General features: G+C 69.0%; 10 protein-coding genes. 3 read left to right on the forward strand and 7 right to left on the reverse strand.

What is annotated here, in order from left to right; genetic code table 11:
* Positions 1-95: 95 nt before the first annotated feature.
* From FGX59_RS28620 to FGX59_RS28640, 5 genes are all read right to left on the reverse strand, one after another.
* Positions 96-617, reverse strand: a complete 522-nt coding sequence (locus tag FGX59_RS28620) for a hypothetical protein (protein ID WP_138470812.1) — start codon at positions 615-617, stop codon at positions 96-98.
* A gap of 162 nt (positions 618-779) precedes the next feature.
* Positions 780-2774: an acetyl/propionyl/methylcrotonyl-CoA carboxylase subunit alpha gene (locus tag FGX59_RS28625; protein WP_138470813.1), complete on the reverse strand. Its 1995-nt coding sequence runs from the start codon at positions 2772-2774 to the stop codon at positions 780-782.
* Positions 2775-2895: 121 nt separating this feature from the next.
* On the reverse strand, positions 2896-3267 hold the full coding sequence (locus FGX59_RS39385) for a hypothetical protein (protein ID WP_255471653.1): 372 nt from the start codon (positions 3265-3267) through the stop codon (positions 2896-2898).
* A gap of 123 nt (positions 3268-3390) precedes the next feature.
* Entirely contained in the window at positions 3391-4923 is a 1533-nt protein-coding gene (locus FGX59_RS28635; RefSeq protein ID WP_138470815.1) for an acyl-CoA carboxylase subunit beta, read from the reverse strand.
* 23 nt (positions 4924-4946) lie between these two features.
* Positions 4947-5492, reverse strand: a complete 546-nt coding sequence (locus FGX59_RS28640; RefSeq protein ID WP_138470817.1) for a biotin transporter BioY — start codon at positions 5490-5492, stop codon at positions 4947-4949.
* A gap of 154 nt (positions 5493-5646) precedes the next feature.
* On the opposite strand from FGX59_RS28640, the gene FGX59_RS28645 reads away from it, so the two are divergent.
* The 3 genes from FGX59_RS28645 to FGX59_RS28655 all read left to right on the forward strand — a co-directional run bounded on the left by FGX59_RS28645 (position 5647) and on the right by FGX59_RS28655 (position 9647).
* Positions 5647-7065, forward strand: a complete 1419-nt coding sequence (locus tag FGX59_RS28645) for a short-chain fatty acyl-CoA regulator family protein (protein ID WP_138470818.1) — start codon at positions 5647-5649, stop codon at positions 7063-7065.
* A gap of 71 nt (positions 7066-7136) precedes the next feature.
* Positions 7137-8804 (forward strand): sulfotransferase family protein, encoded by a 1668-nt coding sequence (locus FGX59_RS28650; protein WP_138470820.1) that lies wholly within the window; start codon positions 7137-7139, stop codon positions 8802-8804.
* A gap of 570 nt (positions 8805-9374) precedes the next feature.
* Entirely contained in the window at positions 9375-9647 is a 273-nt protein-coding gene (locus FGX59_RS28655) for a hypothetical protein (RefSeq protein ID WP_138470823.1), read from the forward strand.
* A 75-nt stretch (positions 9648-9722) separates the two neighbouring features.
* Here FGX59_RS28655 and FGX59_RS28660 read toward each other — a convergent pair whose 3' ends face one another.
* Both FGX59_RS28660 and FGX59_RS28665 read right to left on the reverse strand, forming a co-directional pair.
* Positions 9723-12032 (reverse strand): ATP-binding protein, encoded by a 2310-nt coding sequence (locus FGX59_RS28660; RefSeq protein WP_240722788.1) that lies wholly within the window; start codon positions 12030-12032, stop codon positions 9723-9725.
* Between the two features lie 109 nt (positions 12033-12141).
* A complete protein-coding gene (locus FGX59_RS28665) occupies positions 12142-13308 on the reverse strand; it encodes an RsmB/NOP family class I SAM-dependent RNA methyltransferase (protein WP_138470825.1) in 1167 nt (388 codons plus the stop codon).
* Positions 13309-13315 lie beyond the last annotated feature (7 nt).

A 13315-nucleotide genomic window follows, 5' to 3' on the forward strand; every position in this document is an offset into this window, starting at 1 on the left:
CCGCGCCCCGGCCGGAGCGGCTCCGGCGCCGGGGCGCCGGTCCTGCGGAAAGGGAAAGCGGCCCCTGCGCCCGGGCTCAGCCGGGCAGCGGGCCTTCAGACATTGCCGCGCAGGAAGGCCGCGACCCGGTCCGGCCGCGACACCAGGATCAGCGCATTGCCGCCCGGCACGTAGATAAGCCGCGTCCGCGTGCTGACGAACATCTCGATGATGCGCGCCTTCTCCTCGCCCGAGCCCGCGCAGTCCAGAACCGGTCCGAGACCGCTGGACAGAAGCCCGATCCCGCGCGCCAGATCGCGCGTCATCAGCCCCTCGGAGATCTCGGAGGGGCTCATGGCCATCAAGTCGAAATAGACCGGGACGCCGCGCTCGATCAGCGCCAGTCCGGTGGCGGTGCCCCCGGCCCGGCTCAGCCCGCCGGCGAATTGCACCCGCTCCGTCTCCAGCGCGAAAAGCGCCGCCGTGCAGCTGGACCGCGACCGGAAATACAGCGTGTCCTGCAGCGCCAGCCAGGCCGACAGCTCTTCGCGCAGCGCCGCCTCGCGGTCGAGCGTGCAGCCCGGCAGCACGGGAAGAGCCGCGATCAGCATGGCGGCGCGGATGAGCCGGTTCGGCATGGCCAGGTCCCTCCGGAAGACGGTGACGCCCCGGGACCCTAGACGGAGAATATTGACAATCGCCTTTGCCGCGCCGCGGCGAAGGCGGACCGGCCCGCAGCCCGGCCGCGGCACCGGACCCGCAGGCCCGGGCCGCGGCGCAGGAGATGCGGGCCGGGGCCATCATTCGAATTCCATGATGACGTCGTCGACCGCGAGGCTGGCACCGGCCTCGCAATTGACCTTCCTGACCACGCCCTGCTTCTCGGCACGCAGCGTGTTCTCCATCTTCATGGCCTCCACGACCGCCAGCGCCTGGCCCTCCTGCACCTCGTCCCCTTCGGAGACATTGATGCGCACGACGAGGCCCGGCATCGGGCAGAGCAGCAGCTTCGAGGTGTCGGGCGGCAGCTTGACCGGCATCAGCTTCGCCAGCTCTGCCGCCCGCAGGCTGCGCGGGCAGGCCTTCAGGTCGGCCCCGCGCCAGCGCAGCCGCCAGCCCTGGCTGATCGGGTCGACCTTGACCATCACGGTGCGGCCGCCGATCTCGGCCTGGGCAACGGTCTCGCCCGCTCGCCAGGCCAGCGCCATGGAAACGCCGTCCTCGAAAGTGATCCGGCCGCCGTCGCGCACCGAGATCGACAGCGGCACATGCGCGTCGCCGATCGCGACCTCCCAGTCGGCCGCCAGCACCTGCGGCTTGGCGCGCAGCTGCCCGGTGATCGCCGACTTGCGGTCGAACTCGATCGCCGCGAGCCCCAGCGCGACCCGCGCCAGCATCTCCATGTCCGCCGCGGGCAGCGTCACGCCGCCGAAGCCGTCGGGATATTCCTCGGCGATGAAGGCCGTGGAGATCTCGCCCGAGATGTAGCGCGGATGGTCCATCACCGCCGCGACGAAGGGCAGGTTGTGGCCGATGCCCTCGACCTCGAACTGGTCGAGCGCGTTGCGCATCGCCTCGGTCGCCTCCTCGCGGGTCGGCCCCCAGGTGCAGAGCTTGGCGATCATCGGGTCGTAGTACATCGAGATCTCGGCGCCCTCGTAGACGCCGGTGTCGTTGCGCACGATGCAGCCCTCGGCCGTGTCGCCCTCCACCGGCGGCTTGTAGCGGGTCAGCCGCCCGATCGAGGGCAGGAAGTTGCGGTAGGGATCCTCGGCATAGAGCCGGTTCTCGATCGCCCAGCCGTTGATCTTCACGTCCTTCTGCCCGAAGGACAGCGTCTCGCCATAGGCGACGCGGATCATCTGCTCCACCAGGTCGATGCCGGTGATCAGCTCGGTGACGGGGTGCTCCACCTGCAGGCGGGTGTTCATCTCGAGGAAATAGAAGTTCTTCTCGCCGTCGACGATGAATTCCACCGTGCCCGCAGAGGCATAGCCCACCGCCTGGGCCAGCGCGCAGGACTGCTCGCCCATCGCCTTGCGGGTGGCGGCGTCGAGGAACGGGCTCGGCGCCTCTTCCACGACCTTCTGGTTGCGCCGCTGGATCGAGCATTCGCGCTCGTTCAGGTAGAGGCAGGTGCCGTGCTTGTCGGCGAGGACCTGGATCTCGATATGGCGCGGCTGGGTGACGAATTTCTCGATGAAGATGCGGTCGTCGCCGAAGCTGTTGGCCGCCTCGTTCTTCGAGCTCTCGAAGCCCTCGCGCGCCTCGGTGTCGTTCCAGGCAATCCGCATGCCCTTGCCGCCGCCGCCCGCGGAGGCCTTGATCATCACCGGATAGCCGATCTCCTTCGAGATCTTCACCGCTTCCTCGGCATCGTCGATCAGGCCCATGTAGCCCGGAACCGTCGAGACGCCTGCCTCCTGGGCGATCTTCTTCGAGGTGATCTTGTCGCCCATCGCCTCGATCGCGCCAGAGGGCGGGCCGATGAAGGCGACGCCGGCTGCTTCAAGTGCTTCCGCGAAGCCCTTGTTCTCGCTGAGGAAGCCATAGCCCGGATGCACCGCCTCGGCGCCGGTCTGCTTGACCGCGTCGAGGATCTTGTCGACGATCAGGTAGGACTGGTTGGCGGGCGGCGGGCCGATATGCACCGCCTCGTCGGCCATCTGCACATGCAGCGCATTGGCATCGGCATCGGAATAGACCGCGACGGTCTGGATGCCCATCTTGCGCGCGGTCTTGATCACGCGGCAGGCGATCTCGCCGCGGTTGGCGATCAGGATTTTCTTGAACATTCGTCTCTCCGCAGGACAGAGGAAACCCGCCGCAGCACGGGGCCACGACGGGTTCGATTGGTGTCGGTCGCGCGGAGGGACCGCGCGCGGATCTGGTCGGCCGCGCGCGAGGTCGCGCGGATCAGTTGTTCGGACAGGTCCCCAGCGCACGGCAGCTTGCGCCCGCCGCACCGCCGATCAGGGCACCGGTGACCGGGTCGCCCGTGATCACCTGCCCCGCCGCGCCGCCGATCACGGCGCCGGTCGCAGTGCGTTCCAGGTCGGTCTGACCGCATGCCGTCAGGGCCAGCAGCCCGCAGGTCCCCAGGACCAACGTCACTTTCTTCATCTTGAGCCTCATTCGCTTCAGTGGCTTCGCCAAGGTGACGGAGCATTGCGTGATTAACGCTTGCGAGGCAAGGAAAGTTTCGCTGGATTGCCATTTCGGCAGGATTTCCCGCACCCCGGCCCGCGCCGCGGTCTTCCGGCCCGGCCGGAGCGGTCGTGTGGTCAAGGCGGCAGGCGTCCTGCATCGGTCCCATGGTCCTTTCCGTGGTCATCGGATCTGTGGTCGTTCGGGCGTCGGAATTCGCCCGGCGCCTGCCCCTCCCAAGGCGGCGCCGGGTCTCCCGGCTCGTCAGAGCGGGATGTTGTCGTGCTTCTTGTAGGGCACCTCGACATGCTTCGTGCGCAGGGCGGCGAAGGCATTGGCGACCCGGCGGCGCGTCGAGCGCGGCATGATCACCTCGTCGATGAAGCCCCGTTCCGCCGCCACGAAGGGGTTGGCGAAGCGGTCCTCGTATTCCTTGGTGCGCGCGGCGATCTTCTCGGGGTCGCCCAGCTCGGAGCGGTAGAGGATCTCGGTCGCGCCCTTGGCGCCCATCACGGCGATCTCGGCGGTCGGCCAGGCATAGTTGACGTCGGCGCCGATATGCTTCGAAGCCATCACGTCATAGGCGCCGCCATAGGCCTTGCGGGTGATGACCGTCACCATCGGCACCGTGGCCTGGGAATAGGCGAAGAGCAGCTTCGCGCCGTGCTTGATGACGCCGCCGTATTCCTGCGACGTCCCCGGCAGGAAGCCCGGCACGTCGACCAGCGTCAGGATCGGGATGTTGAAGGCGTTGCAGAAGCGCACGAAGCGCGCCGCCTTGCGCGAGCTGTCGATGTCGAGGCAGCCGGCCAGCACCATCGGCTGGTTGGCGATGACGCCGACGGTCGAGCCTTCGAGCCGCATGAAACCGGTCAGGATGTTCTTCGCGAAATCCTCCTGGATCTCGTAGAACTCGCCGCAATCCGCGATCTTCCCGATCAGTTCCTTCATGTCATAGGGCATGTTGGGGTTGTCGGGGACCAGCGTGTCGAGGCTCTCGTCCTGGCGGTCGGGATCGTCGATCACCGGCAGCTTCGGCGGGTTCTCGCGCGCGGAAAGCGGCAGGAAGTCGACCAGGCGGCGGACCTCGGCCAGCGCCTCGACGTCATTGTCGAAGGCCTTGTCGGCGACGGAGGATTTGCGGGTATGGGTCGATGCCCCGCCCAGCTCCTCGGCGGTGACGATCTCGTTCGTCACGGTCTTCACCACGTCGGGGCCGGTGACGAACATGTAGGAGCTGTCGCGCACCATGAAGATGAAGTCGGTCATGGCCGGCGAATAGACCGCGCCGCCCGCGCAGGGGCCCATGATGACCGAGATCTGCGGGATCGTGCCCGAGGCCACCACGTTGCGCTTGAACACGTCGGCATAGCCCGCGAGCGAGGCCACGCCCTCCTGGATGCGCGCGCCGCCCGAGTCGTTGATGCCGATCACCGGCGCGCCGTTCTGCACCGCCTTGTCCATGATCTTGCAGATCTTCTGGGCATGGGTTTCCGACAGCGAGCCGCCGAAGACGGTGAAGTCCTGGCTGAACACGTAGACCATGCGGCCGTTGATCGTGCCCCAGCCGGTGACCACGCCGTCGCCGGTGATCTTCTGGTCCTGCATGCCGAAATCGGTGCAGCGATGGGTGATGTAGGTGTCGTATTCCTCGAAGGAGCCTTCGTCGAGCAAGAGCTCGATGCGCTCGCGCGCGGTCAGCTTGCCCTTGGCGTGCTGCGCGTCGATGCGGCGCTGGCCGCCGCCCAGATAGGCCTCCTCGCGGCGTTCCTGCAGCTTCTCAAGTATCTCTTTCATCGTGACCTCTCGTGCGCGATGTGTCAGGCGGAGCGGCGGGCAAGCACCCAGGCGCCGAGACCGGCGATCAGGGACTTGAAGATGCCGCCGAAGATGAAGGGCGTCAGCCCGTAGTCGAGCACTGGCTTGTCCCAGCCGATGACATTGCCCAGGTGCCAGAGCCCGGTCGGGAAGACGAGCGCGGTGGCGATCAGCGCCACGGCCAGCGCGCCGGGCAGGCTGCGGGTCCAGCCGCGGTCGCGCGCCATCCCGGCGAAGGCGGCCGCGATCACGAAGCCCAGGATGTAGCCGCCGGTCGGCCCGGCCAGCGCGGCCAGCCCGAACTTCGCCCCGGCAAAGACCGGCAGCCCGGCCAGACCGGCGCCGATATAGGTCGCCACCGAGGCCACGCCGCGGCGCAGCCCCAGCGCCAGCCCGGCGCCCGTGACCGCCAGCGTCTGCAGCGTCATCGGCACGGGATAGAACGGAACCTCAATATTGGCCGCCGCCGCCATGGCCGCCGCCGCGCCGAGAATGACGGCCGCCTCCTGCCAGAGCGGGCGGGAACGGGTGTCAGTGCCGTGATGCATGGATGTCCTCCTGGTCCGGGCCCGTTTTGCTGCAGAGCCGCATTTACCGTACCTCCTGCCATCCGGCCGGCGATGCGAGAAGGTCTGGACATGTGTGACTGCCAATGTTTGTATATTGCGAACTGTGAATTGCGAATTTGCGAAAAGGCCAGTGATGGAAGGCAGGAAGCTCTTTGCCGGGGCCAGGCTGCGGAATCTGCGCCAGGCGGGCAAGCTCACCCAGAGGCAGTTTGCCGAACGGCTGGGCATTTCGACAAGCTACGTCAACCAGCTGGAGAACAACCAGCGGCCGCTTTCGGCCGGGGTGATTCTGGCGCTGGTCGACGGATTCGGCGTCGATATCGCCTCCTTCGCCTCCGATGACGGCGACCGGATCGCCAATGACCTGCACGAGGCACTGTCCGATCCGATCTTCGCCGACCGGCGGCCCTCGCGCCAGGAGCTGAAGATCGCGATCTCGAACACGCCCGATTTCGCCCATGCCTTCCTGACGCTGCAGCGCGCCTACCAGGCGGCGAAGGACCGGATGGCCTCGCTCGACGACGCGCTGCAGCAGGAGCATATCGACGCCGCGCCCCTGCCCTATGAAGAGGTCCGCGACTTCTTCAACTACGCCAACAACTACATCGACTGGCTCGACCGCGGCGCCGAGGCCCTGGCCGAGGAGATCGGCGTCGAGGGCGGCAACCACCTGAAGCTCGGCGCCGAGCGGCTGCGCCGCGTCCATGGCATGTCGGTGGTCTTCGAGCGCGGCACGATGGAGGCGGATGTCTTCCGCATCTTCGACCCCGAGAACCGGCGCCTGGTGGTCAATGCCGATGCGCCGCGCCCGACCCAGAGCTTCCAGATCTGGCAGCAGATCGCCCTGGCCGAGGAGAAGGATGCGATCGAGCGCATCCTCGACGACGCCCGCTTCCGCACCCAGGAGGCCCGCGCCATCGCCCGGATCGGCCTCGCGAATTTCTTCGCGGGCTCGGCGGTGATGCCCTATGGCGCCTTCCTCGCTGCCGCCCGCGAGCTGCGCCACGACATCGAGCTGCTGGCCGAGCGGTTCGGCGTCTCGCTGGAACAGGTGGCCCACCGGCTCTCGACGCTGCAGCGCCCGGGCTCGCGCGGGGTGCCGTTCTTCTTCCTCCGGGTCGACCGGGCCGGGACGATCACCAAGCGCCATTCCGCGACGCGGCTGCAATTCGCCCGCTTCGGCGGCGCCTGCCCGCTCTGGGGCGTGCACCAGGCCTTCGAGCGCCCCGAAGAGACCGTTCGCCAGCTTGCCGAGACCCCCGACGGCGAACGCTATATCTGCATCGCCCGCACCATCACCAAGCGCGGCGTCGGTTTCCGCGCGCCGATCCGCCGCTATGCGATCGCGCTCGGCTGCTCGGTCAGCCACGCGCCCGACATGGTCTATGCCGACGGGCTGAATATCGACCAGGCCGGGGATTACGACCTGATCGGCAGCTCCTGCCGGATCTGCGAGCGCACCAAATGCCCGCAGCGCTCGGTCCCGCCGATCCATGCCCAGATCTCGGTCGATGCGCGGGTGCGACGGGTCGTGCCCTTCGAGATCTCCTAGCGCGGTTAACCGCTCCGCAAGTGCCCGCAGCCTAGCCTGCGCCGATCGAGGCAGAGCGGAGGCCGGACCTAGTGGCGCGACGGAAGAAGACGCGGAAGACGGATCCGCTCGCGGGGCCCCTCGCCCGGGCCCAGGCGCTGCGGACGCGCGACCTGCCCGGCGCGGTCCTGACCTGGGGCAAGGTGCTGGAGCGCGATCCCGGCAACGCAAGGGCGCTGGCCGCGCTGCGCGGCACCACCCGGGCGGAGCGCAAGGCGATCCTCGCCGCCTGCACCGCCCTGGTGCGCAGCGGCGCCGCGGCCCATGCGCTGGCGCTCTCGGGCATTCTCGGCCGCGCCAATCCCGGCGACGCATCCCTGGCCGCCTTCGAGGCCCGCGCCCTGGTCGTCCTCGGCGATCCCGAGGCGGCGCTGGCGCGGCTCGCGCCCTTCCTCGGCGGCAATGCCGATGACGCCGAGATCGCCGCCAGCCGGGGCATCGCGCTGGCCTTCGCCGGGTCGCACGCGGCCGCGATCGACCATCTCGCGCCCCTGGCCGCCGCCGGAACCGCCGATCCCGAGGTGCTGAACGTGCTTGGCAGCTCGCTCGCCTTCCTCGGGCAACTCGACGAGGCCCGGTCGCTTCTCTTGGCGGCTGCGCGGGACGGAAAGCTGGCGATTTCAGGTCTCTACAACCTCTCCCGACAGGCCGACCTGTCGGAGGAGCCCGGCATCACCGCGCAGATCGAGGCGATCTTCGAGGCGGAGGCCAGCCCGCGCCAGAGCCGCGAAATGGCCGCCTATGCGCTGTCCCGCATCCGCGAGACCCAGGGAGAGCGCGACGCCGCCTTCCGATACATGGCGCTCGCCAATGCGCTGAAGCCCGACGCCGAGATCCGCCGCTACATGGAAACGATCCGCGACGCCTGCAGCCGCGCGCCCGCAGCCGCGGCCCGCATCCGCCATCCCGCACCGCCCCCGCCCGGCGCCCCGCGGCCGGTCTTCATCCTCGGCATGCCGCGCTCCGGCACGACGCTGGCCGAGCAGATCCTGCTGCGCCACAGCCGCGCCATCTCGATCGGCGAAAGCACGCGGCTCGCAGAGATCTACAACACCCTGTGCACCGGCGACGCGCCCATCGAGGCCGCCGCCTTCCGCGACGCCTATCTCTCCGCCCTGCCCCCCGAAACCGCCGGGGCCGAGGTGGTCTTCGACAAGATGCCCTCGAACGCCTTCCTCTGCGGCCTTGCCCTTGCGGCGATGCCCGAGGCGAAGGTGATCCATTGCCGCCGCCATCCGATGGCCAGCGCCTTCTCCGCCTTCCGCATCCGCTTCGCCGAGGGCTACGAATTCTCCCACCGCTTCGACTCGATCGCGGAATTCCACCGGCTGACAGAGGCCGCCATGGCCCGCTGGAGCATGGATTTCCCCGGCCGGATCCTGTCGCTTCCCTACGAGCCCCTTACCGAAGCGCCGGAGCTCTGGATCACCCGCATGGCCGAATTCTGCGGTCTCGATATGGAGGAGGGCCTCGCCGATTTCCGCGGCAGCGACGCGCTTGTGAAAACCGCGAGCCTGCGCCAGGTCCGCAAGGGCATCTACCGCGGCAGCTCCGAGGCCTGGAAGCTCTACGCCCCCTATCTCGCACCGCTGATGGCCGAACTGATCGAGGAAATCGCCCGCTACGAGGTGGAGGTCGAAGCCCTCATCGCCGCCCAGTCCCCCGGCCCCGTTCCCGCCAGCATCATCGAGAGCGCCTGAATGGATGCTGCGAAGCGGCCCGTGATGCTGTGTGCCACTGGCCACCAATAGCTCTTGCCTGCATGCCACCGCCCGGCCCCGACGCCAAACGCGACGACGGCGGTGCCTCGCGACCGCAAATGGCGCGCCGCGGGATGCGGTTGCAGGAATGCGTGACCGGCACGTGCCAGCAAGGCGCGGCAAGAGCCGCTATCGCCCCAGCGCGCCTGGCAGCTCGACTTGAGCCGCAGGCCATGTTTCCCGCAGTTGCTCAAACCCGGAGACGAGGCCAGGCCACCGTTCCCCGAACGCTGCAGATCATGTCCATCTGTCCTTCCGAATTGGGGAGGTCCGATTCCGGTTCGGATGCATGGCCATCGAGGCGTCCCGCCCGCATTGCCCTCTTCGGCGCTGGCCATGTCCGGGGGCTATCCATGCCCCACGCGGCGCGCGCTGGATTTCGGCAGCGTTAAGGCTTTCGCCGCACCATCCGCTCCGTGCCATCCGCCGGAGCAAGCTGCCCCGCCGGAGGCGCACCGTCCCACATGCCCCCCGCATCCCAGTGCGCGGGCCTCGCGCAAGGAGCAGACAATGTCTGACAAGTTCGACAACCATTCCCCGGGCCTGACTTCCCCTGCAAGCGCCGGCGATGCGGTTTCGCCCAGCGACACCGCCGCGCTGCCCACCCATTCGCGGGCCATCTATGTCGGGACGACCGGCACGCTCGCCGTGGAGCTCACCGGCAGCGCCAATGGGGACGTGCTGACGCTGCAGAATGTCCAGGCCGGGATGATCTACCCGCTGCGGGTGCGCAAGGTGCTGGCCACAGGCACGACGGCCACCGGCATCGTCTGTCTCTGGTAGCCGCTCCGTCCCTTTCCGCCCGCCTTGCCACGGCCCCGTCCGCAACACGCGGCGGGGCCGTTTTCCTGCCGCCGCTCAGTGCATCCGGTTGGCGAACTGCGCCTGCACCGTCCGGGTCAAGTCGTTGAGCGAGAAGGGCTTCGGCAGGAAGACCGAATTCGGGATGCGGCTCTTGTGGTCGGCCAGCGCATCCTCGGCATAGCCCGAGACGAAGACCACGCGCGTGTCCGGCCGCTCTTTCAGAGCCTGCGTCACCCAGCTCGGCCCGTCCATCCCCGGCATCACCACATCCGTGACGAAGACGTCGACCTCCAGGTCGCGGTCCGAGAGCCGGTCGAGCGCCTCTTCGGCATTCTCCGCCTCGAGCACGGTATAGCCGCGCAGCCGCAGCGCGCGGGAGGCGAAGGCGCGGACCGGGGCCTCGTCCTCGACCAGGAGCACGACGCCTTCGGCCTGGCCGCCCCGCTCCTGCTCCTGCGGCTTGGCGATCTCCGGCAGCGGCGCCTCCTTCGGCCGGTGCGCGGGGAAATACAGGATGAAGGTCGTGCCCTGGCCCGGCTCGCTCTCGACGAAGATGAAGCCGCCGGTCTGCTTGACGATGCCATAGGCGGTCGAGAGGCCGAGGCCGGTGCCCTCGCCGGTGCGCTTTGTGGTGTAGAAGGGCTCGAACACCTTGGTGACCTTGTCGGGCGAGATGCCGATGCCGTGGTCGACGACCTTGACCACGGAATAGTCGCCTGCCGGGATCGCAGCGCGGTTGCGCTTGATCTCGCGGTCGAGCGTCTGGGCCTGGGTCTCGATGATGATCTCGCCGCCCTCGGGCATCGCGTCGCGCGAATTCACCACCAGGTTCATGATCACCTGCTCGAGCTGGCGCTTGTCGGCGCGGATCGGCGAGAGCCGCGGATCGTGGCGCAGCTGCAGCGTGATCTTCTCGCCCACCAGCCGGTTGAGAAGATGGGTCAGCTCGGAGAGCGTGTCGCGCAGGTCGACCATCTCGGGCTGCAGCGTCTGCTTGCGCGAAAAGGCCAGCAGCTGCCCCACCAGAGAGGCGGCGCGGTTGGTGTTCTGGTGGATCTGCACCAGGTCGCCATATTCCGGATCGCCCTGATCATGGCGCAGCAGCAGCAGGTCGCAATGGCCGGAAATCGCGGTCAGCAGGTTGTTGAAATCATGCGCCACCCCGCCCGCGAGCTGGCCGATGGCCTGCATCTTCTGGCTCTGGACGAACTGCGCCTCCAGCGTCTTCAGCTCGGTCGCGTCGTTGAGCACGGCGACCAGGTCGGCCTCCTCGTGCTCCGGCAGGGGCTTCAGCGTCACCTGGACGAAGACATCCTTGGTCTGCTTGGTCACCTGCAGGAATTCCGAGCGGTTGAGCCCCCGCCCCTCCGTCGCGTCCTCCAGCCATTCGGTGACCGAGCGGCCCAGCCCCGAGACCAGCTCGGACAGGCGGCGCCCGGGCGGAATCGGGTCCTCGAGCAGCTCGCGCGCGCCGCGATTGGCCAGCACGATCTCGCCCTTGCTGTCGAGCTTCAGCAGCGGCACTGGCAGCGTCTCGAAGAGCCGCGCATCGTCGGAGACGGCGGCCGAGGCGGCCGGGACCAGATAGACGTCCTTGCCGATCTTCGTGTCGTTGAAATAGACCTGCATCGGCACTTCGCCATTGCCGGTCTGCACCAGATGCACCGCGCCCGAGACCAGCGGCAGGCTGCCGAAAACCTGGTCGAGCCGCGAGACCTGCCGGTGCAGCAGCCCCTGCATCGCGCGGTTGGCGGCGACCACCAGGCCCGAGCCCGAGACCCGCATCATCGGGATGTCTAGCGTGTCGAGCCCGGCTTCCTCCTGCGGCGCGACCTCCTCGATCCGCCACAGGAAGGTGCCGTCGGCCCCCTTGAGCACCGAGACATGGACGATCCGGCCGAGCGCGGCGCGGGTCTCCCTCGCATGGCCATGCGTGGCGGCGCGGGCCTGGAGGTCGGCCGTGAACTTGGCATGGTCGGCGACGATCTCGCACAGGAGGCCGGAAATCGGTCCCGCCGGAGGAGCGGGAGATTGCAGCCGCGCCTCCTCGTTGCTCCACAGGATGCGGCCAGCGGCATCGGTGGTGTAGACCGGCACCGGGTCCCAGGCGAGCATCCGGCGCATGGTCTCGAAGACCTCGGCATTGATCCGGGCCTGCTGGGCGGCGAGAAGCAGAACCCCGAGCGCCAGCGCGCAGAGCGTCGCCGCCGCCGTGGCCGCCAGCACCCAACGCGGATGGGGATAGAGCCAGCCGGTCAGCAGCAGCAGCCCGATCCCGGCAGCCAGAACGGGGAAGGCGCCGCCGCGGACGCGGGCGCAGGCCTGGCGGAGCGGCCCGGGCATTTCGAGTGACGTGGCGCTCAACGGCCCCTCCGTTTCCAATTCCTTCACACCACTAAGGCGCGCGCCTGGTTAATGGCACCTTACGAAGATCGTCGGCGGAAAGGGTTAACGGATTCTGTCTGCCGCTGATTTATCCGGCTTTGGAGAAAACCGCCGCGAAATAGCCGTCCGTGCCCTCGTCCGGCAGGAGCGCGGCCTGCGAAGCCGCGGAGAATTCCGGATGGCGGGCGAGGAAGGCCTCGGCCTGGGCCTCGTTCTCCTCGGCGAGGATCGAGCAGGTGGCATGGACCAGATGGCCGCCCGGCCGCACCAGCGCGGCCGCCTTGTCGAGGATCTCTGCCTGCAGCGCGGTGATCTCCTCCAGATCCGCAGGAGAGAACCGCCATTTGGCATCCGGCGCGCGACGCCAGGTGCCCGTGCCGGAACAGGGCACGTCGGCCAGAACCGTGTCGCAGGGGGACAGCTTCGCGCCCGGCGGCGCCAGACGGACGGGGACCCCGGCGCGCTCGGCGCGCTGCGGCAGGTCGGCCATCCGCCGCGGCAGGGCGTCATGGGCGTGGAACACCCCGCCCGGCACCCGCGCCGCCACGGCGAGCGTCTTGCCCCCGCCCCCGGCGCAGTAGTCCATCAGCGCCTGGCCGGGCGCCAGCGGCACCAGGTCGGACACCCATTGCGAGCCCGCATCCTGCAGCTCGAAGAGCCCGTCGAGGAATTCGCCGAGCTGCGCCAGCCCGCGCGGGCGGCCTTCGGCAACCAGTGCCGAGGGGCTGCGCGGATCGGGGCGCGTGGCGATGCCATGCCGCTCCAGCCGTCCGGCCAGCGCGTCGCGGGAAATGCGGGCGAGATTGGCGCGCAGCCCGACCGGCGCGGCCTGCTGCTGGACCTGCCAGGCCGCGGCGGCGCGGGGACCGAGCTGCGCCTCCGTCAGGTCCCAGAGCCAGTCGGGGCAGTCGGCGGCCTCGGCGCCCTCGCGCGGCGCGCGCCCGGCGGTGGCCTCTTCGGGCGACAGCGCCGCGGGGGCATGGCCCAGCCCGGTGAAGACCGCGTCCGCCGCCGCCCCGTCGGCGCGCAGCGCGCCGATCATCAGCCCGCGGCCGGTCTCGCTGCCGCCGAGCGCAGCGAAGCTGCGGCGCCGCCGCAGCGCGCCGAAGACATGGTCGCGGATCGCGGCGCGGTCCTTCGAGCCGGCATAGCGGTTGGCCCGGCCCCAGGTGGTCAGCACCTTCTCGGCCGGTTCCCCCTGCAGGACCCGGTCGAGGATCTCGATGGCGGCGGCGATGCGGGCGGCTGGGATCACGGCGCGA

This window comes from Poseidonocella sp. HB161398 (assembly GCF_005870025.1).
In the GTDB taxonomy this organism is placed as follows: domain Bacteria; phylum Pseudomonadota; class Alphaproteobacteria; order Rhodobacterales; family Rhodobacteraceae; genus Mangrovicoccus.

Excerpts from the sequence above, each read along its gene's own strand:
- FGX59_RS28620 (WP_138470812.1), bottom strand. The coding sequence starts at position 617 with ATGCCGAACCGGCTCATCCGCGCCGCCATGCTGATCGCGGCTCTTCCC.
- FGX59_RS28625 (WP_138470813.1), bottom strand. The coding sequence starts at position 2,774 with ATGTTCAAGAAAATCCTGATCGCCAACCGCGGCGAGATCGCCTGCCGC.
- FGX59_RS28635 (WP_138470815.1), bottom strand. The coding sequence starts at position 4,923 with ATGAAAGAGATACTTGAGAAGCTGCAGGAACGCCGCGAGGAGGCCTAT.
- FGX59_RS28640 (WP_138470817.1), bottom strand. The coding sequence starts at position 5,492 with ATGCATCACGGCACTGACACCCGTTCCCGCCCGCTCTGGCAGGAGGCG.
- FGX59_RS28645 (WP_138470818.1), top strand. The coding sequence starts at position 5,647 with ATGGAAGGCAGGAAGCTCTTTGCCGGGGCCAGGCTGCGGAATCTGCGC.
- FGX59_RS28655 (WP_138470823.1), top strand. The coding sequence starts at position 9,375 with ATGTCTGACAAGTTCGACAACCATTCCCCGGGCCTGACTTCCCCTGCA.